This window comes from Roseibium sp. JB4-4 (genome assembly GCF_055693425.1).
On sequence record NZ_CM146333.1, the window covers coordinates 1,130,164 to 1,148,389 of the forward strand.

Genomic DNA, 18,226 nt, shown 5'->3' on the forward strand with positions numbered 1-18,226 from the left:
CGGATAGAACAAGCTTTTGTCGAAAATTGAAAAATCCATATGGTGACTGAACCAAAGCCATGACCGACACACCCCAGAACGCCAAAGTTGTTTTTCAACCCAGTGGGCGACGTGGCACCTTTCCCGTTGGCACCCCACTGCTTGATGCCGCTCGCTCACTTGGCGTCTATGTGGAATCGGTTTGCGGCGGACGTGGCATATGCGGACGGTGCCAGGTTGCTGTGTCCGAGGGGAAATTCGCCAAGGAAAACGTCATAAGCTCGGCAAACCACCTGGAAGGTGCGACCGAGGCCGAAACACGCTATGCAACCTTGCGCAAACTGCCCGAAGATCGCCGTCTTTCCTGCCAGGCGAAAATTCTCGGGGACCTGGTGATTGATATCCCGACCGACGCGCAAACCAACCGTCAGGTGGTCCGGAAACGCGCGGAAGCCAAGCAGATCGAGGCAGATAGCGCAATTTCGCTGGTGAGTGTTTCCATTGACGAACCGGACATGGAAACACCACGAGGTGACATCGACCGCCTTCGCGAAGCACTGGTCGCCGTAACTGGTCTTGCAGACCTCGTCTTTGATCCCGCCCTGCTTCCCGGCGTTCAGGTTCTGTTGCGCAAGGCAGGCTGGAACGTGACAGCCGCCATTCACCAGGATCCAGGATCGTTGCCAACGCTGATTGCGCTTTGGCCGGGAGAAAAGAAAGCCGTCTACGGACTTGCGGTCGACATCGGTTCCACGACCATTGCGGCACATTTGTGCAACCTGCAAAACGGTCGAACGGTCGCTTCGGCCGGCACATCGAACCCGCAAATCCGGTTCGGTGAGGATCTGATGTCCCGGGTGTCCTATGTGCAGATGAACCCGGCCAAACTTCCCGACCTGACCAAGGCGGTTCGGGAGGCAATCAATGCCCTTGTCGGTAAACTTGTCGGCGATGTCGGCGCTGAACGCTCAGACGTGCTCGATGCGACCTTTGTCGGCAACCCGGTGATGCATCATCTGTTTCTCGGCATTGATCCCGTGGAACTTGGTGGCGCACCGTTCGCACTTGCCGCCTCCGATGCAATGAATCTGGTTGCGCGTGATCTGAACCTGGAGCTCAATCCAGGAGCACGTGTCTACATGCTGCCATGTATAGCCGGGCACGTTGGCGCTGATGCAGCGGCAGCAACCTTGTCTGAAAGCCCATATTCACACGACGAAATCACTTTGCTGGTTGACGTTGGAACCAATGCGGAAATCGTTCTTGGTAACAAGGATCGACTGCTTGCAGCCTCCTCCCCGACAGGACCGGCCTTTGAAGGTGCAGAAATCTCTTCTGGACAGCGCGCAGCTCCCGGCGCGATCGAGCGCATTCGGATCGACAAGCAGACGCTGGAACCCCGCTTCAAGGTCATTGGCGTCGACGAGTGGTCGGACGAGGAAGGGTTTGCTGAGAAAATCGACAGCGTCGGTGTCACAGGAATTTGCGGGTCGGGCATCATCGAGGCCGTCGCGGAAATGTTCCTTGCCGGGCTGATCACGGAAGACGGTGTCATCAACGGCAATATGGCCACACGAACACCACGCATCCGGTCACAAGGCCGAACCTTTTCCTATTCGATCGCCGAAGACGGGGTGGAGATCTCAATCCTGCAGACCGACATTCGCGCAATACAGCTTGCCAAGGGTGCTCTATATGCCGGAGTGAAGTTGTTGCAGGACAAACTCGGCACCTATCAGCTTGACCGTATTCGTCTGGCCGGTGCTTTCGGCAGCTACATCGATCCCAAATATGCGATGGTCCTCGGACTGATACCCGATTGCCCCCTTGAAGGTGTGACCGGCGTCGGCAATGCCGCAGGCACTGGGGCACGCATGGCATTGCTCAATCGTGGTTTCCGCCGGGAAATCGAACAGACAGTGCGTGATATCGAAAAAATCGAAACAGCGCTTGAACCGAAGTTTCAGGAGCATTTCGTCAACGCAATGGCATTGCCGAACAAGGCAGATCCCTTCCCGAACCTGCGCGCTGCCGTCGAACTGCCGGCGCGTCAGCAAACATCATCTCCAGATACCGGCACCGGTGAGCGGCGCAGGCGCCGTCGGAGAGGATAACCGGCAACGAGTGTTGGAACCTGACTATCCCGCGCCTGCCAAACGGAGGTCCCAGGCTGGTGCCTCCGTCATCGTCATGTTCAGGCGATCGGCAACGTCCTTGCCAATAGCTAAGCCGTTTTTGCCAGCAACTGCACTCAGATGATTGCCCCGTACGCTCGACCACTCTGCCTTCGGCAAAAACCGATGCCAAGTATCCCATGGATCGCAGCTTTGCGGCTTAAGGCCACTTGCCCTGTAGAAGACGAGATGCTCACCATAGGCTCTTGGCTGATAAAGACCGCGCATACGCAGCAATTGCTTTCCAGCGTTTTCGTATCTTGGTGTGTGCCCGTAGACCCACTCCGGAGCCATTTCCGGATACTTGAGAGATGTGGGCCTGTAAAACCTGAAAAGTATGGGGCTCAGCCGCCGCGCCAGGACTTTTCTGGGCAATGACACCGATTTGGAAACGGTCAGACCCGTTTTGCACTGACCTGTCGTCATAGCGGCCTTGATTTTTCCCAGACGGCTGAGAATTCTCTTGCCGACTACGCGAGCCCAGACCCTGAGTGGCCACGCATGTTCGCTTTGATGCGTGTCGATCAATCCCAGAAAACAGACTTCCGAACCCGCAGCCCTCAGCTTCCGGGCAAGCTCAAGAGCAACAACGCCGCCAAACGAATAGCCGAGTAACCGCACCGGCACGTCTTTTAACCTTTGTTCAATGATGTGACGGCAGGCCTCAACTTCGTCTGCAACAATCGCAGGCTCCAGATGATGCCTTCCGAATTGAGTCTGGCGGACACCATAGACAGCACCTCTGAAATCGAGGCCCGCCAGGATATTTTTTAATTCAAGAAAGCAGCTTGCCCCTCCGGCGAAGACAAAAAGCGGCAAGCTTTCGTCCCCTTCCTTGAGCAAAATCAGTTTTGGAATGTCCTGGTACTGCCTTTGCCGAATGGCCTCGGCGAGAGACTGAATGTTCGGCCAGACATAAAAACAATTCACGTCGAGTTCTATGCCGGTGCTCTTGTAGACACCTTGAATGAATTTCAGAACTTTGTTGATGTTGAAATGATCATTGAGGTCTTCGCCAGACATGACAATGCGCCCAAGCACATTGGACGCTTCTCTGGTCAATATTTTTTCGATGTCGAGCGACACCCTTCCCCCTAAAACCAAAACGACCTGCCAGACCCCTTTTATGCCTACATAGCACAACCCTCGCTAGAAATGAGGGTCGAGTTTCCGTTATGGTAAACAAATGGAAAGCAAGAACTGCCAGCCAGCGACTTGCGAATAATGAAGCCAAGTCTCAGCGCATCAATTGTGAAGTATTTCGCCGTGTTCGTGTAGAAACCGGTCTTCACGGATCCCAAAATACTGTTGGCGCAGCCGCCGCCAGATTTTCTCACCAATCAGACAATCATAGGGCTCCCCAAAGCGGATTTGCGCCTTGAGGACCTTCGGCACTTCAGCCGGCACCCGTCCACCGATTTCCAGGATCAGCTTGCGGCGCACCGCATCTGGAAATTGAGCCCACTCGATTACAGGGATCACAAAACTCGCCGGGCCACCGGTCACGCACCGGCGATAGTATTCATCTAGGTCAGGAATATTGAACTGAAATCCAATGCCGCCCTTGGTCATCAATGGAAGCCCGTTGATAACAAGCCCCTCCTCCAGTGCGGCATCTCTCACAGGCGTCACCGGCAACCCCTGATTATTCGGTCCATCACCTGAAATATCGATGACTTTGCGATCCGTTTCGAAAGGCACCTCGGCAAGTATGGCGGCTGCATGCCGGATAGCGCCCGATATGGACGTACGGCGTTGTCCGAATGATCTGTCCTTCAGAACCTTGTCGGCGAAAACCAACGCGTCTTCCTGAGTTTCGATAACAGACCAGCCGACGATCTCGCGGGCGTGGTTTTCGTTGGCCCATTCGAACATCATCAGTGCAATCCGACCGTGCGCACCCAGCTCGATCGCGCGGACGACCTCAGGGCTTGAGATTGCCGCGGCGTAGCCTTTGCGCTGAATGTCAAGTTCTTCCGGTGACATGGAGCGGGAGACGTCGACCGCCAAAACAAGCGCAACATCGACTTTTTCCTGCCCTGCAGCAGGAGCAAGAAGGGCAAGAAGTCCCAGCAATGCGCCGGTCCAGGACCGGAATGGGGCAATCTTCCACATCAAGCAAGGATAACTGATCCGGCGCAACCCGTCAGCTGCCCGCTTCAAAGGCCTGATAAAGGATCTGTGATCGGAAACTTTACAGGGTGTTCCAATCGAACACACTGCTATGGAAGCCAGGATCGGATCAGGTATAAGACCAACAAAGGATCTGTTCACGGAGTGCCCCATGTCCGAAGCCGCAGCGAATGACGACGCCCAAAAGCCCTTGCTTTCCACGCTTCTTCACGAAGGCGTTTACCGCATCGTTATGCAACGTCCGGAACGCATGAATGCGCTTTCACGAGAGATGATGAGCGCGCTGTCGAATGAACTGACAAAGGCAGAAACCGATCCGAATGCGCGTGTCATTCTGCTGGGTGCGGAAGGCAAGGTGTTCTGTGCCGGTCACGATTTGAAGGAACTGACCGCCGCGCGGGCCGAAAGCGACGGAGGAAAAGAAACTTACCAGGCAATCATGCGGCAGTGTTCGGACCTGATGCAGCAGATCGTCCGGCACCCGAAGCCCGTGATAGCTGTGGTGACAGGCGTTGCGACGGCAGCCGGATGTCAGCTGGTTGCATCGTGTGATCTTGCGATTGCAACGGATACGGCAACCTTCTGCACACCGGGTGTCAATATCGGTCTATTCTGCTCTACACCAATGGTTGCCCTGTCGAGAAATGTGGCTCCGAAACAGGCAATGGAAATGCTTTTGACCGGAGAAAGCATAGACGCATCGACCGCCAAGGACTTCGGTCTGATCAACCGCATCGTTCCTGGTGACTATCTGGAGCAGGTCGTCCAGAAATACGCCGAAGTCATTGCATCCAAGTCAGCAAAAACTCTCAAGATCGGGAAAGAGGCCTTCTACCGTCAGCTGGAAATGCCGCTTGCCGAGGCATACGACTTTGCCGCCGAGACCATGGTGGAAAACATGATGGCCAAGGATGCCGAGGAAGGGATTTCAGCCTTTCTGCAAAAGCGCAAACCTGAGTGGACCGACACTTAAGGTGACCGGTGTTTCAGTGAACTGGGAATGACCATGACACAAGCTGGCTATTCCGGCCGCCCCCTTGCGGCAAAGCTCGGACTGAAACCCGGGATGACTTGCTGGCGACAGGGAATGCCACAGGAAATCGCCGAGCTACTGACGGTGCAGGAGCCAGCCCTGATGCTGCTCACAAGCGCTGAACCGGGTCTGGAATGTGCCCATGTCTTCATAACCGAGCGCGAGGATCTGGAAACTCAACTTTCACAGCTCAGAGAAAGTCTGGCTCCTGACGGCATGATCTGGATCTCCTGGCCCAAAAAAGCCAGCAAGGTGCCGACAACCGTCACCGAAGACGTCATTCGTGATATCTGCTTGCCAATCGGCCTTGTCGACGTAAAGGTCTGCGCCGTAGATGCAACCTGGTCGGGATTAAAGTTGGTTATCCGAAAGGAACTGCGCGCTCAACAGGCAGAAAACCTCTCCTGAATGCTTGAGAGTCTACATCACTGCTGAAGCGGCAAATAAATATCCGTGATTGCCTCGTGCTCGGCCACGTCCGGAAAAAAGCTGACCCGTTCGACAAAAAGTGGAAAGTCCCGAAGGTCTTCGCCGCTAGACGGAAGCCACTTCCCATAGAGTTCGCGGATTGCGTTGTCAGCGTTTTCCAGCGGACCCTTGTGCCGGAAAACCGCACAGCGCCCACCGGGAATACGACCGGTTTCGACCCCAAAAGTGTTTTTCTCAACTGGCTTGTCGACCTGGCAGCAAATGCCGAATCGAAAGGCCTCGGCTGGCGTTGTCTTTGGATCATCGTAACAAAGGTTATAGGTCGCACTCCTTGAAGGTGGCGTACCAAAATCCTTGCGCCAGGCAACAAATTTTCGAACGGACGCAGGAACTTGCGCAGGCGGTCCACGGTGCTCCAGAACTGCGACCAGTGTTTCTTCAAAGGCTATGATGCGCACCTGTTCGGCACTGAGTTCAACGCTCGACATGAATTCTCCTTTCAAATCCAACATCGGTTGATAGACACTTTGCCAGCTCGACCAATCGGGCGACTTTCGAAACGCGCTCGGGCTCTGACCGAAGACGCGCTTGAAGGCGCGGGAAAAGCTCTCCAGGTTTTCGTAATGGGTGTTGAAGGCAACCTCGGTGATAGGTGTCTCAAGTCGGAACGCGAGTTGAATACCGGCGCGCCGAAACCGCATAAGGCGCTGATAATCGACAACTCCCATACCGAAAAACGCAGAGAACAACCGCTGAAAGTGGAACTTGGAATAGGCTGCATTGGCCGCCAATACAGCAATATTCAAGGGCCTATCGAGTGTTGTATCGATCTCCTTCAACGTGTCCTCAAAACGCTTTTTGATTGCCTTCATCCAAGTTTCCCAAGCCTGTACCTTGTCTTTGGCTCACCTTGTCTAGACTGCTTCGAACCGAGCTGCCTGACCGCGCGTGCGCTTTTTCGAAAATTTGACCTTATGTGCACTCTGTCGCCCTTGCAGCATCCCCCGGTTTCGCATTGGATGGCGCGATATAGAAAAGGGATACTTTGACGATGAATCACGACGGATATTCCGATGCCTACATCAAAGGCATCCTGGATGAGGTCAGAACTGTTGCCATGGTCGGCGCAAGCGCGAACTCAGTTCGTCCGTCCTTTTTTGTACTCAAGTATCTGCTTTCAAAAGGTTATGACGTTTGGCCCATCAACCCCGGTCAGGCTGGAAAGGAAATTCTTGGCCAGAAAGTATATGCGTCGCTGGAAGATCTGCCGGCCATTCCCGATATGATCGACATTTTCAGAAATTCAGAAGCCGCGGGACAAATTGTCGACCAGGTCATTTCGAACCAGAAGTTGCCGAAAGTAATCTGGATGCAATTGACGGTTCGCCATGATGAGGCCGCAAAACGAGCCGAAGATGCCGGAATAAAGGTGGTTATGAACCGCTGTCCCAAGATCGAATATGGTCGGTTGTCCGGTGAGATCGGTTGGGCGGGCGTCAACTCAAGGACTTTGTCTTCGAAACGCCCTTCCCTGAAATCCGGGTTCCAGCACCGAGGACTGTCCGGGGACAAAGACGGTTAGAAAAATGCTGCCAGCTTCGACACTGCATGTAACTGGTTTGGATGACGTCTTGTCGACCAAACCCTTTCAACCGGACATCAAGTCCGGAAACATGTTCGAAGAGGGGACAGAATGCAGGAACCGACCCTATTTACGGCGTTTGAACTGGTTTTGATGGCGATGGCCGGCCTGGTGTCATTCGTTTTGTTTGTGATCTCAAACCGCGCAAAACCTGGGTCACCTTTCGCCAACCGCGACGAAAGCTGGACCGAAAATGGGTTCCATCGGCAGGTCAAAGGGTCGGAAAGGCGTTCATCGCAAACCAAACGCGCTTAAAGATTTAGGCTTGTTTGACGCGATGTTTCCTTGATCTTTGCACAAATGCAAAGAACAAATTTTCCTGTTTGTCCATATTGGCGGGTCAACACTCGTGGTTGCAGGTCCGCAATTCATAAGCACAGGAGGTGCTCATGTTTCCCTTGGTAAGTGACACGGTCCTCTTGGCACTGTGCCTGCCCATTCTGGCGATCGCCCTGGTGCTCGGTGTCTATTTTCTAATGAGACTGAACCAGGGAGACGATATCTCCAATCAGTAGTCCGTTTTGCGCCTTGATCGCGTTTTCGGAACTTCAATTTTTACTCCCGTCCGGAAATCGGAAAATCCTGCTTTGACCTGCCCGAGGCCTTCGGTCAAACTGGCCGCCAATCCAAAAGGGAGGTTAATTAATGAGCGAAAACATTCCGGGCTTTTCCACGCTTGCCATCCATGCCGGCGCTGCGCCTGATCCATCGAGCGGTGCCAGGGCAACACCAATTTACCAGACAACATCTTTTGTATTCGACGATGTTGACCATGCGGCCTCCCTGTTCGGTTTGCAGGCCTTCGGCAACATCTATACGCGCATCACCAATCCGACCACTGCTGTGCTTGAGGAACGTGTTGCTGCTCTTGAAGGCGGTACTGCCGCCCTGGCAACAGCATCCGGCCACTCCGCTCAGCTTCTGTGCTTTCACTCGCTGATGCAGCCCGGCGACAATATCGTTGCGGCCAACAAGCTTTATGGCGGTTCCATCAATCAGCTCAACCACTCCTTCAAAAGCTTCGGCTGGGGTGTAAAGTGGGCCGATCCTGCAGACATCAACTCGTTCGAAGCGGCAATTGACGATCGGACCCGGGCGATCTTCATCGAAAGCCTGGCCAATCCGGGAGGTATCGTCGTTGATATCGAAGCCATTGCGGCCCTTGCAAAGGCCAAAGGCATTCCGCTTGTCGTCGACAATACAATGGCTAGTCCCTATCTCTGCCGCCCGATCGAGCACGGTGCAGATATTGTGCTGCACTCCCTGACCAAGTTTATGGGCGGTCACGGCAACTCCATGGGCGGCATTATCGTGGATGGCGGCAGCTTTGATTGGTCTGCCAGTGGTAACTATCCATTGCTCTCGCAGCCTCGACCGGAATACCAGGGCATCGTGCTGCACGAGACGTTCGGCAACTTCGCTTTTGCCATCGCTTGCCGCGTCCTTGGCCTGCGTGATCTCGGCCCTGCGATTTCGCCGTTCAACGCGTTCATGATCCTGACTGGCATCGAAACGTTGCCGCTGCGCATGCAGCGACACTGCGACAACGCCAAGAAGGTTGCTCTTCATCTGTCGGGTCACGATAAGGTCAGTTGGGTGTCCTATGCCGCCTTGCCCGAAGACACGCACCACTCTTTGCAGCAGAAATATCTGCCCAAAGGCGCCGGTGCCGTGTTCACCTTCGGCGTTGAGGGCGGCTATGATGCGGGCGTCAATCTCGTATCCAAGGTGGAGCTTTTCTCGCACCTGGCCAATATTGGCGATACACGCAGCCTGATCATCCACCCGGCTTCGACAACGCACCGTCAGCTCTCCGACGATCAGAAAGTCGCAGCAGGGGCCGGACCCGATGTGGTTCGCATTTCTGTGGGACTGGAAGACGTCAATGACATCATCGCCGATCTGGACCAAGCCCTTTCGGGGTAGACTTCCCAACCGGATCATTAAAAAGCCCGCCGATTTGGCGGGCTTTCTTCTGTCTAGGGTTGGACTTGAAACTCCTGAAACATATAGCCCCCATCGTAGGTGCGCGTTGTTGTGTTGACCATCTCGCAACCGTCACCAACGCCACCAAACAGCTTGACGCCCCTGCCCAGAAGGATCGGGGCTCGCTTCAAACGAAGGGTGTCAATCAGGCGATTGCTCAGGAGGTGGCCTGCGAACTCCCCTCCCCGCAAAGGTAAATTGGCCCCGCTGCCTTCGCCTTCAGCTCTTTGATCTTTGGGAGTTCGTCTATTCCAACCACTTCCACGTCACTTTCTTCCGGAAGCTCCAGCGAACGGGAAAAAACATAGGTCCTCATGTTCTGATACGGGTTGGCTCCCGGCTCAAGCCCAAATCGGTAGCCAAATTCGTAGGTGTTCCGTCCCATGACTGCGATGGCGTATGTGCTGAGGCGCTCAAAATAGTCCTCAACAACGGGGCCCTCATGGGCAAATTTCGTGATGTCGTCGTCCGCACCGGCAATAAAGCCGTCAACTGAGACAGCCACGTCATAGATGATGGGTTGCATGATGTGCTCCGCAAGTAAGTCCAATTGGCCCGAAGGCGATTTTTCAGTTGGCCTTTACTTGATCACTGTCGGAGCACTCCTCTTTGATGGGCGAGAGCGGATTGCGCTGCAAATGATTGTCGAACCGTCAGCGCCGAAGATCCACTCTTTGCAGACTAGGCCTTGATTTGCAACGGGTAAGGCCCCTTCAACAGGGCCAAGTGATCCACGGCAGCCGCCAGGACAATCACTGCAAACCCTTGGTGAACCAATGCAATTGAAAGCGGAACATGCCACATCAGCGTCAAGATCCCGAAGATTGCCTGAAGCAAAATGAAACCGCCGACATGTGCGCCAGCCCGGCGCAACGCTGGACGGCTGCTGACACGGAAGGTAGCGACCGTTAGCGCCAGGCCGATAAACACCAGAATATAAGCGGTAATCCGGTGCTGGAACTGGACCGTCATGACATTCTCAAAAAAGTTGAGCCAGATCGGGTCCATAACGAAAAGCCCCTTCGGGATCACCTGACCGTCCATGAGTGGCCAGGTGTTGAATGTCAGCCCGGCATTCAGGCCGGCAACCAAACCACCCAGGAATATTTGCAGGAAAACAAATGCAAATACGAGTTTACTCAGTCCTGATAGTCGCGCCGTTTCTGTTTCGGTTGGCTCCGAAAGTGGGGTCAAACGTCGCGCAATCCGGAATAGATAGGCAAAGATTATCAAGGCCAACGTCAAGTGCACTGCCAGCCTGTACTGACTGACATCAACACGCTCAACCAGACCCGAAGCCACCATCCACCAGCCGACAAAACCCTGCAATCCGCCCAGAGCAAGTCCCAACAGGAGCCTCGGCTTCAGCCACGGTTCAATCCTTCCCGCTGCCCAGAACGCAACCATTGGGACGAAGAAGGCAACCCCAATGAACCGGCCCAACAGCCGGTGTCCCCATTCCCACCAGAAGATGAACTTGAATTCTTCCAGGCTCATTCCCTTGTTGATGAGCTGATACTCGGGAATCTGTCGGTATTTTTCCAACTCTTCTTCCCATTCAGCTTCACTCAAAGGCGGAATGACGCCATGAATGGGCTTCCACTCGGTGATGGACAGGCCCGATTCCGTAAGACGGGTTGCCCCGCCGACAACAACCATCGCCAGGATCAAAGCGCACACCATATAGAGCCACCAGCGGATCATCGCCCGGCTTTGCTGGATCCTTTGTCTTCTGGCTGGAATCAATTGACCTGTGCTTTCCTTAGCGCTGTCTGCGATGACGTTCATAAACCAGCCCCGGCCCTGTCACGTTTCCAATAAATCCCTTGGATGCCGAAATATAGGGGCTGCAGCATGTCGGCAAGGAGCCTGAGACACTTTGTGCCAATTCCAATGACATATCGTGCGGTTCAGGCCTGACGCGCAACCGGGACGCGCGCTTCGAACCCACCGCAATTCAGAGCTATTCACGCCTGCCGAAAGGCCCACCAGCCTCTAGCGAATGGCATCGTAGCCCGCTTTGAGCTTCTTGATTGCGCCGTTCACCTCATCGGCGTTCTTAACCACCTCTTCGACGATTGTCGCAGCATCACCTTCAGTGAGGGCAACTCCTGCTTTCTTGAGGGACGAGACCAGATCCAGAGCAGCCTTTTTCTTTTCGGTCGCCGTGATTTTTACCGCCGCCGGAACAGAAGTCAGTGCCTTCATGACAACACTCGACAAAATGGTCCAAACCAGACGAAGTGCCGTCATGCGCGCGTTGAAGCCGCTCTTGCCGATGGAGCCCAAAAGAGATCCTGCAAGTTTGGTGATCTTTTTGGTGTCCCCTGCCATCGCCTCCGGAATATTGCGAGCCACATCTTCTCCGAACATGGCAACAGCTGCCTTTGTTCCTTTCCATGCCGCAAAAAGGGCAGCGTCCACGATCTTGTCCCACAGGGTCGGAGCATACGTTTTCAGCGTCTTTCGCGCAGCAAGAACAAGGCTGACGGCCTTTGCCCATTTGGGAAAGTTGTCTTTGTTCTTGGCTGTCCACTCGGCAACCTTGAGCCCGGTATCGGCGGCAAAGACGAACGGATTGGCAGAAGCGACCGCAAGCAAAAACTCCATTTCCATCTCGATCAGGACTTGCGTGGACTTTAGTTTCTTCCCCGCATGCGCAATCCCTGCGTAAAGAATATCTGTGACAAAGCCCTCCCTGTTTTGCCGATAGATCACCCCCTCTTTTGCCGTTGCAATGTCGGATGTGATCTGCTGGTAGGTGATGATGCCGTTGGGTTTGAGTTTGCCGCCTTCCCGCGTTTCATACTCGATGGCATGGATGATCAGGCGTTTGCCTTCAGGCGCAAGCCAAGTTTCGCCAGCCTTGACGGTGGCAAACCCACCCGGCGAGGCCGCATCTGCGAACCTTAAAAACCCACCAGGCTTGGTCGCGGCAATTTCCTTGTCAGTCAACGCACGCGGTACCATTGTCGGGCGCGTTGCCGGTTTTGGCTCCTCTTTCGGCTTTTCCGATGATCCACCACCTGACGGGCCGTTGTCGTCCGGCAGATCGGGAATGCTCATCCTTTGCCACACCGACGCCGAATTCGGATCATTCATAGCAATTATTGTGCGCCCTGCTGGATCAACACGGGAATCAGGATGCCGGAATCCGACCACGCTGATCTGAAAGTCAGCGATCATTCCGCGCGTCTTCCTTCCGCTGATACCATCAGGAACAAGGTTTGTGCGCGAACCACCCATGAGTTCATTCAGCCGCGTTTGCACCGCGACGACATCGAGTTGGTCGTTTTTTCCCCATCGCCCGACAGAACCTGTAATGCCTATTGAAGAATTGATCATGTCAAACACCTTGCCGTTGATGACTTGATCCGGGTCGCAAGGCCAAAATCAAATGACCAACGCTCTTCCACGCACATGAAAGCGCTTCTGCCCCTTCGAAAACGTTATACGGGTCAGCTCGCTCGGGCCCAAAAATAACCCTGCGCCAAGTCAGAAATTTCAAATGTCTCAATCTGGCGACGAACGAACCGGTCAAACAGTTCGGGCCGCTTGCCGCAAAAAGCAGATCCGGGCTATAAGCTGCGCCGGATGTCTTCCGTTATGAAGCAAGATTTACGGGACACTCGCGGAGCGTGTCTGTGACAGCCATCACAATCCATCGAAAGATAATGGAAACCCTTGCAAATGGTCCCCTCGTTCAGAAAATTCGTTGGCATGGTGCTGCTGGTCGTGTTCGTAGTGATTTATGCGCTCACAGCGATGGTGATAGGTGACATCACACTGCAGGGGGCCTCATCCATCGTACGACTGATCTATTTTGCAATTGCCGGCCTGGTCTGGGTGGTTCCGGCCGGTGCAATTATCTGGTGGATGGAAAAAGGCGGGAAAAGCCGGACCTGACCCCAAATCCAGAGGCAGCCCACCGAGCTGCCCGGTAAAGCGCGAAAGGTGCTCCCGTCAGATACTGATCAACGATACCGGGATCCTGGAACCGGCCGTTGAGCGACACCCGTGGCAGCATCATGGGGTCGCGTGCGTTGGCGGACTGAAGAACCCCCGGCAACGTTGTCACAGAAGAGGCAAAGCCAATTTCCCTGACGATTTCAGCGTCCCGCAGACTGACAGCGTGCGACTTCCCATAAGGGTAGGCAAAGTGCTTTGGACGCCGGCCAAGCTCTTCTTCAAGCCGCCCCAGACCTTTGAGAACATCAGCGCGAGCTACAGAGGCCTCAAGCCGGGCCATCGCATAGTGTTCATGTGTGTGAGCGCCGATCGAAACCAATGGATCGGAAGAGAGTTCTCGCACCTGATCCCACGTCATCATCAGTTCGTCCGCCATCGCGGCAAGGTCCAATCCGTATTTCTCAGAAAGGGCACGAATGATTTTCCGCTGGTCGTATTCACCTATTTCCAGGGTCAGGTAATCAACGATCTTGTCGAAACAGGCGATCTTGTCATCTAGACTTGCGCAGGGAAGACCGCTGGCCTCACCGGCCTGGGTGAAAATCACCTCATCGTTTTCAGCAATGATCTTTTCCAGCGCCAGCCACCATAACTCGCATGTCCGGTCGATCAGGCCGCTGGTGATGAAAACAGTAAACGGTGCTTCGAGCTCTTTCAGGATCGGATAGGCAACCTCAAGATTGTCCTTGTACCCATCATCAAATGTCAGAACGGCGTAGCGATGATTGCCGTATCCTGATTTCAACAGATCGACGGCCTCGTCCAGCGCGATGATCTCGTACCCGTTGGCCCTGATCCGTTCCACGGCCAGGCGCAGAAACTCAGGGGTGATCTCCAGATGACGATTTGGTTGAAACGCGCTTGTACGGGCCGGCCTGACGTGGTGCATCATGAAGACTGCACCACACCCTTGCGTAAACGGCGCCAGAACGCGATCGAGTCCGGTCCCTTTCAGGACCCGGAAAGCGCGTGAAACTGACTTGTGCCGAACTTTCATCTGGCGTGATGCCCATTTGTGAAGAAGGTGCCAATTAGGCACCGTTTCTTTAACAATTATTGCTAAATCTATCGAGACTTAATCTGATCTTCTAGCGTGCGATACGGTCTAAGCCCCATGATCGTTCAAAATGGTTTATCCGAGTGTAACAATCGTGTTCAAACGATCTTTGATGAGGTCGAGGAAAAGTCTGTGACCTCAACTTCCAGCCCTTGGCACCTCACCGTTCTCAATAGCCTTAGCGAAGCGCTACCATACTGGCAACAATTAAGAACTGCAGATTGTAGAAACCCGTACCAGTCTTCCGAATGGCTTTCATCATGGATTGAAACCATTGGAAAAGAACGCAAGATCAAGGCCGCCATCGTCGTGATCCAGGTCGAGGGAAAGCCTGCCGCAATCCTGCCGTTTGCGCTGGAGCGCAGAGGACTTGCCAGCACCCTTACGTTTCTTGGCCATCAAAATGGCAACCAAAACACCGGTCTATGGGATCCAAGCTTTTATAGCGAAGTGACCAGAACACAGATCGCGGACATTATGCGAGACGTTCAGATCCAGACTGGAGCGGACGTAGTCAGTCTATCGAACATTCCTGAACACTGGCGCGGCCGGCCGCACCCTTTGCTGAACGCATCTGCGACACAAAGTCCAAGTCCCATCTTCGTTCAGGATCTTCCTGAGGCCTTCGACGCATTCTTTCGGGAAACGCACAGCAAGTCATCACGCAAGAACCTGCTGCGCAAGCAAAGACACCTGCAGGCAACCGGCGACTATCGCGTTGGAAGGGCTGTCGAGCCTGAGGAGGTGGATCATGCCTTCCAAGCTTTTTTGGACCAGCGCGAAAAGCGGGCTGAAGAGGCCGGAATTCCCAATGCATTTTCAAGCCCCGAAGCTCAGGGGTTTCTGGCGCGGCTCCTAGGATTGATACCATCCGTTTCGGGTGAACACACAAAGTCGATGGATATCTGGTTCCTGGAAACCGGGGGCGCCATTCGCGCGACCTATCTGTGCGTGGAACAGGACGGCACGCTTTACGCCTATAGCAACAGCGTTGCACATGACGACATGTTGCCGAACAGCCCTGGCCTGGTGCTGATCAAGGAAATCGTCGAATACGCCTGCGGTTCTGAGCAATTAAACGTTCTCGACCTCGGCCTCGGAGAGGAACGATACAAAACAGCCTGGACCAAGGCAGTCCCGCTCAAAGACCTTGCAATGGCGTTTACCTGGAAAGGGATCTTGCAGAAAAAGAAGGATGCGTTCCGACTGCAGATCAAAGCGGGCATCCGTAACTCGGACGTTCTCTGGCCTCTGGTCCGGCGCCTAAGGAAATTGAAAGCCGGCGTGAGCAGTCGCGGATAGGACAATCCGCTGGAACGACTTCATCTTCAAGCCGCGTGGCCATCTCCGTTACGACGGGGTCCCTTGCCACCTGCAATCACCACTTCCACCTTTGCTCCGGTATTGTGCGCCAGGAGATTGGCCGCGCTTTGCAGTTCATGTCCCTGGTCAGGCGCACTGGCGGCAATCAGAACCCTGTCCGCAAAGCTCAACATACGGGCGCTGGCCAGGGTCCCATCGATGGCGCCCAAATCGACGACGATGGTTTCATAAGTTGAATCAATCGCTTCCAAGGCAAGCTTGAACCGCTCAGCGTTGACCATGTCGTCGGTAATGGCTTCACGCCCTGCTTCAATAATATGGGCCTTTGATCCTGCGTCACGGTAGACGACCTTTGCGAAGGCCGCGTGGCCTGCAACAATATCGGCGAAGCCTTCAGCAGCCTTCGGATTGGACTGTTCCGGAAAGACTTCCATAATCAACGCGGACCGGCTCGAGCCTGCGGCCTTGCGAACGAGATCAAACGCCAGGTCGTGAGACAGAGCGTCGTCATCGACACTCAGAACGACAATGCGGCCACTTGGTTCAACCTCGTCGGCATAAGTTGCCGGAAAGTCGTCTTCTTCGTTTTTCAAGCGGCGCTTTTTCCCTAGCGCCGCGGCAGCCATCGCTCCCTTCGCCGCGTCGAAAGCAGTCTTTGTCTCGCGCGCAGAGCCATCGTCAGTGACCGGTTCCGGTACTTCATTCGCCTCCTTGCCGCGCATGCTCCCGATCCAGTCGGGTGCAACGTCGTGATCATAGCTGTTGCGGTCACGCAGGCTGCGCTTCTTGCGCCCATGCTCGGTGCCTGACCGAGTCGATTTTTCAAGTGTGTCTTCGAACCGGCCTTTTCTGGCCTCGGCTACAGTGTGGTCGTCATTGTCACCGAGTGCGCCGGGTCGCTCAGCTTCACGGAAACCGGTGTCCATCCGATAGTTGGAAATGGTTTGGCTATACCCTCGCTCCCAACCCAAACTGTCGTCTGGTCCTGGACCGATGTTTCTCGAACGGCCGGTTTCCGGTGACGCATAAGCGACGCGCTCGCCAGATTGATCCTGCGATGCACCGGCAAATGCCGGGTCGACCTGGTTCATGCGGTATAGGGCATTGCCGCTCAAAAACTCGCGCATCAGGACAAAGGCGCAACCAAGAATGAATGTGACAAGCGTTGCGATAATCGTGCTGGACATGATTTTCGGAGAATCAGGCTCCACCGGGATGGCCGCCTGGGAAATGACCCTCGCGTCAGCAGGCTGCACCAGTGCCCTCAACCGCGAGATCCGCTTCCTGATAGCTTAGCAACAGTTGATCAAGCTGCATCGCCTTGGCATTGGCCTCGCGCTCCAGTTCAGCCAGACGGGCCTGATCCGCATTGGATTTTGCGGCAGCCGTTTTCAGATTGTCCAAACGCGTTTCCAGTGCCTTGGCCTGCTGCTCTGCAACCTTGGCATCGTTTTCCAGTCCCTGAAGGATCTTGCGTGCTTCCGATATGATCTGCCTGTCATAGTCGCCCAGCTGCGACTTAAGCGCCTTTAGCTGCGGGTGGCTTGGCAACAGAGTGATGGACAGCTCGGCGATATTGGACTGAATTTCCACCTGCCGTTCACGCAAACGCTGGATCAGGGGAGAATTGAGAACGTCGCTGGCGGTTTCGAGCGACCCGCCTGAGTTCAAAAGCTCACGGATGAGATCTGCCTTGGCCTGCGATTCTGCCTTGACAGCCTGGGCTGCGGAATAATCGCTGCTGGTTTCGCCAAGCTGCTGCTGGTTCAACGGAATGTTGTCGGCACCAATGAGCAGATCCGCGCGTGCCCTGAAATCGGCAACCGCCTGCCTTGCCGCCTGCACTTCCTTGCGCAGCTCCAGGATCTGGGGCTCAAGCGCGGCTGACGCCTGTTCTGTGGTCTGGCGCTTTGCGTTTGATTGAAGCAGGAGGTACTGATCGACGATAGTGTTGGCTACTTTTGCCGCGAGCACCGGGTTTTCAGCTGTGTAATCAACGGCGATGACACGTGACCCGTCGAGACGATAGATGTCCAGGTTCTCATAATAGTGTTTGAGCACCCTCTCCTCTTCGCTGTTGCCGGCAGAGGTGCTGCCCAGACCAATCATCGACAGGAGACCTTTTACCAGGCCGCCCGACCGTTGGGCTTCGAATTCAGGTATTGCGGCCAGATTGAGTTTGCTTGCGACACGGCGAGCCAGATCAGCGGACATGAGAAGCTGCGCCTGGCTGGCGACGCCTTCTGCGTCAAGCAGAGCTCTTTCTTCTTCCACACCACGTGAGGCACCCGGAAAATTGTTGTCCGTGCTCTCAATAATGATCCGCGCCTCGCCTTTGTATTTAGGCGCAACGAACTGAAGTCCCAGGAAGACCGCAGCGGCAACGATCAGTGTCAGCGGCAAGAGCCAGCTCAGTGACCGTCCAATGGCACGCAATAGACCGCCCAGGTCCAGCGCCATGTCGTCGTCAGGAAGGGTCTGCCGCTCAGCATTCATCGTTA

General features: G+C 54.7%; 18 protein-coding genes. 9 read left to right on the plus strand and 9 right to left on the minus strand.

Annotated elements, in window-relative coordinates:
- Positions 1 to 59: 59 nt before the first annotated feature.
- Positions 60 to 2,093, plus strand: coding sequence for an ASKHA domain-containing protein (locus ACZ1HV_RS05170; protein WP_472717513.1), 2,034 nt, complete (start codon positions 60 to 62; stop codon positions 2,091 to 2,093).
- A gap of 24 nt (positions 2,094 to 2,117) precedes the next feature.
- Here the strand turns inward: ACZ1HV_RS05170 and ACZ1HV_RS05175 are convergent, their stop codons facing one another.
- On the minus strand, positions 2,118 to 3,239 hold the full coding sequence (locus ACZ1HV_RS05175; protein WP_472717514.1) for a thioesterase domain-containing protein: 1,122 nt from the start codon (positions 3,237 to 3,239) through the stop codon (positions 2,118 to 2,120).
- Positions 3,240 to 3,398: 159 nt separating this feature from the next.
- A complete protein-coding gene (locus ACZ1HV_RS05180; protein ID WP_472717515.1) occupies positions 3,399 to 4,427 on the minus strand; it encodes a DUF1194 domain-containing protein in 1,029 nt (342 codons plus the stop codon).
- 10 nt (positions 4,428 to 4,437) lie between these two features.
- On the opposite strand from ACZ1HV_RS05180, the gene ACZ1HV_RS05185 reads away from it, so the two are divergent.
- Positions 4,438 to 5,259 (plus strand): enoyl-CoA hydratase, encoded by an 822-nt coding sequence (locus ACZ1HV_RS05185; protein WP_472717516.1) that lies wholly within the window; start codon positions 4,438 to 4,440, stop codon positions 5,257 to 5,259.
- A 33-nt stretch (positions 5,260 to 5,292) separates the two neighbouring features.
- Positions 5,293 to 5,727 carry a DUF3052 family protein gene (locus tag ACZ1HV_RS05190; protein ID WP_298958591.1) on the plus strand — a complete coding sequence of 145 codons (435 nt, stop codon included), beginning with the start codon at positions 5,293 to 5,295 and terminating at the stop codon, positions 5,725 to 5,727.
- 17 nt (positions 5,728 to 5,744) lie between these two features.
- On the opposite strand, the gene ACZ1HV_RS05195 is transcribed toward ACZ1HV_RS05190, so the two are convergent.
- Complete coding sequence (locus ACZ1HV_RS05195) at positions 5,745 to 6,620, minus strand: AraC family transcriptional regulator (protein WP_472717517.1); 876 nt, start codon at positions 6,618 to 6,620, stop codon at positions 5,745 to 5,747.
- 179 nt (positions 6,621 to 6,799) lie between these two features.
- On the opposite strand from ACZ1HV_RS05195, the gene ACZ1HV_RS05200 reads away from it, so the two are divergent.
- The 4 genes from ACZ1HV_RS05200 to ACZ1HV_RS05215 all read left to right on the plus strand — a co-directional run bounded on the left by ACZ1HV_RS05200 (position 6,800) and on the right by ACZ1HV_RS05215 (position 9,316).
- Entirely contained in the window at positions 6,800 to 7,330 is a 531-nt protein-coding gene (locus ACZ1HV_RS05200) for a CoA-binding protein (protein WP_298982420.1), read from the plus strand.
- 111 nt (positions 7,331 to 7,441) lie between these two features.
- Entirely contained in the window at positions 7,442 to 7,645 is a 204-nt protein-coding gene (locus tag ACZ1HV_RS05205) for a hypothetical protein (RefSeq protein ID WP_472717518.1), read from the plus strand.
- 134 nt (positions 7,646 to 7,779) lie between these two features.
- Entirely contained in the window at positions 7,780 to 7,905 is a 126-nt protein-coding gene (locus tag ACZ1HV_RS05210; protein WP_472717519.1) for a hypothetical protein, read from the plus strand.
- A gap of 130 nt (positions 7,906 to 8,035) precedes the next feature.
- Positions 8,036 to 9,316 (plus strand): O-acetylhomoserine aminocarboxypropyltransferase, encoded by a 1,281-nt coding sequence (locus tag ACZ1HV_RS05215; RefSeq protein WP_298814771.1) that lies wholly within the window; start codon positions 8,036 to 8,038, stop codon positions 9,314 to 9,316.
- 217 nt (positions 9,317 to 9,533) lie between these two features.
- On the opposite strand, the gene ACZ1HV_RS05220 is transcribed toward ACZ1HV_RS05215, so the two are convergent.
- The 3 genes from ACZ1HV_RS05220 to ACZ1HV_RS05230 all read right to left on the minus strand — a co-directional run bounded on the left by ACZ1HV_RS05220 (position 9,534) and on the right by ACZ1HV_RS05230 (position 12,721).
- Positions 9,534 to 9,902 carry a dihydrofolate reductase family protein gene (locus tag ACZ1HV_RS05220; protein ID WP_472717520.1) on the minus strand — a complete coding sequence of 123 codons (369 nt, stop codon included), beginning with the start codon at positions 9,900 to 9,902 and terminating at the stop codon, positions 9,534 to 9,536.
- 155 nt (positions 9,903 to 10,057) lie between these two features.
- The gene (locus ACZ1HV_RS05225; RefSeq protein ID WP_298982424.1) at positions 10,058 to 11,164 is read right to left on the minus strand and encodes a COX15/CtaA family protein; all 1,107 of its coding nucleotides are present in this window, start codon (positions 11,162 to 11,164) and stop codon (positions 10,058 to 10,060) included.
- A gap of 207 nt (positions 11,165 to 11,371) precedes the next feature.
- Positions 11,372 to 12,721 (minus strand): hypothetical protein, encoded by a 1,350-nt coding sequence (locus ACZ1HV_RS05230; RefSeq protein ID WP_472717521.1) that lies wholly within the window; start codon positions 12,719 to 12,721, stop codon positions 11,372 to 11,374.
- A gap of 345 nt (positions 12,722 to 13,066) precedes the next feature.
- Here ACZ1HV_RS05230 and ACZ1HV_RS05235 point away from each other — a divergent pair, with 345 nt between their 5' ends.
- Positions 13,067 to 13,282, plus strand: a complete 216-nt coding sequence (locus ACZ1HV_RS05235; RefSeq protein WP_298814783.1) for a DUF2842 domain-containing protein — start codon at positions 13,067 to 13,069, stop codon at positions 13,280 to 13,282.
- Here the strand turns inward: ACZ1HV_RS05235 and ACZ1HV_RS05240 are convergent.
- Entirely contained in the window at positions 13,242 to 14,342 is a 1,101-nt protein-coding gene (locus ACZ1HV_RS05240; protein ID WP_298814786.1) for a polysaccharide deacetylase family protein, read from the minus strand. The two genes, ACZ1HV_RS05235 and ACZ1HV_RS05240, sit on opposite strands and share 41 nt — an antisense overlap.
- Before the next feature lie 192 nt (positions 14,343 to 14,534).
- Between ACZ1HV_RS05240 and ACZ1HV_RS05245 the strand changes: the two genes are divergently transcribed.
- Complete coding sequence (locus ACZ1HV_RS05245) at positions 14,535 to 15,704, plus strand: GNAT family N-acetyltransferase (RefSeq protein ID WP_472717522.1); 1,170 nt, start codon at positions 14,535 to 14,537, stop codon at positions 15,702 to 15,704.
- 26 nt (positions 15,705 to 15,730) lie between these two features.
- On the opposite strand, the gene ACZ1HV_RS05250 is transcribed toward ACZ1HV_RS05245, so the two are convergent.
- Together ACZ1HV_RS05250 and ACZ1HV_RS05255 are read right to left on the minus strand one after the other, a co-directional pair.
- Positions 15,731 to 16,981, minus strand: a complete 1,251-nt coding sequence (locus ACZ1HV_RS05250; RefSeq protein WP_472717523.1) for a hypothetical protein — start codon at positions 16,979 to 16,981, stop codon at positions 15,731 to 15,733.
- Positions 16,968 to 18,221 (minus strand): GumC family protein, encoded by a 1,254-nt coding sequence (locus tag ACZ1HV_RS05255; protein ID WP_472717524.1) that lies wholly within the window; start codon positions 18,219 to 18,221, stop codon positions 16,968 to 16,970. The genes ACZ1HV_RS05250 and ACZ1HV_RS05255 overlap by 14 nt, the downstream gene beginning before the upstream one ends.
- Positions 18,222 to 18,226: the final 5 nt, after the last annotated feature.

Bases quoted from the DNA above. Each gene is read 5' to 3' on its own strand.
- ACZ1HV_RS05215 (WP_298814771.1), top strand. From the start codon at position 8,036: ATGAGCGAAAACATTCCGGGCTTTTCCACGCTTGCCATCCATGCCGGC.
- ACZ1HV_RS05200 (WP_298982420.1), top strand. From the start codon at position 6,800: ATGAATCACGACGGATATTCCGATGCCTACATCAAAGGCATCCTGGAT.
- ACZ1HV_RS05220 (WP_472717520.1), bottom strand. From the start codon at position 9,902: ATGCAACCCATCATCTATGACGTGGCTGTCTCAGTTGACGGCTTTATT.
- ACZ1HV_RS05255 (WP_472717524.1), bottom strand. From the start codon at position 18,221: ATGAATGCTGAGCGGCAGACCCTTCCTGACGACGACATGGCGCTGGAC.
- ACZ1HV_RS05195 (WP_472717517.1), bottom strand. From the start codon at position 6,620: ATGAAGGCAATCAAAAAGCGTTTTGAGGACACGTTGAAGGAGATCGAT.
- ACZ1HV_RS05210 (WP_472717519.1), top strand. From the start codon at position 7,780: ATGTTTCCCTTGGTAAGTGACACGGTCCTCTTGGCACTGTGCCTGCCC.
- ACZ1HV_RS05170 (WP_472717513.1), top strand. From the start codon at position 60: ATGACCGACACACCCCAGAACGCCAAAGTTGTTTTTCAACCCAGTGGG.
- ACZ1HV_RS05230 (WP_472717521.1), bottom strand. From the start codon at position 12,721: ATGATCAATTCTTCAATAGGCATTACAGGTTCTGTCGGGCGATGGGGA.
- ACZ1HV_RS05235 (WP_298814783.1), top strand. From the start codon at position 13,067: ATGGTCCCCTCGTTCAGAAAATTCGTTGGCATGGTGCTGCTGGTCGTG.
- ACZ1HV_RS05225 (WP_298982424.1), bottom strand. From the start codon at position 11,164: ATGAACGTCATCGCAGACAGCGCTAAGGAAAGCACAGGTCAATTGATT.
- ACZ1HV_RS05240 (WP_298814786.1), bottom strand. From the start codon at position 14,342: ATGAAAGTTCGGCACAAGTCAGTTTCACGCGCTTTCCGGGTCCTGAAA.
- ACZ1HV_RS05185 (WP_472717516.1), top strand. From the start codon at position 4,438: ATGTCCGAAGCCGCAGCGAATGACGACGCCCAAAAGCCCTTGCTTTCC.
- ACZ1HV_RS05190 (WP_298958591.1), top strand. From the start codon at position 5,293: ATGACACAAGCTGGCTATTCCGGCCGCCCCCTTGCGGCAAAGCTCGGA.
- ACZ1HV_RS05205 (WP_472717518.1), top strand. From the start codon at position 7,442: ATGCAGGAACCGACCCTATTTACGGCGTTTGAACTGGTTTTGATGGCG.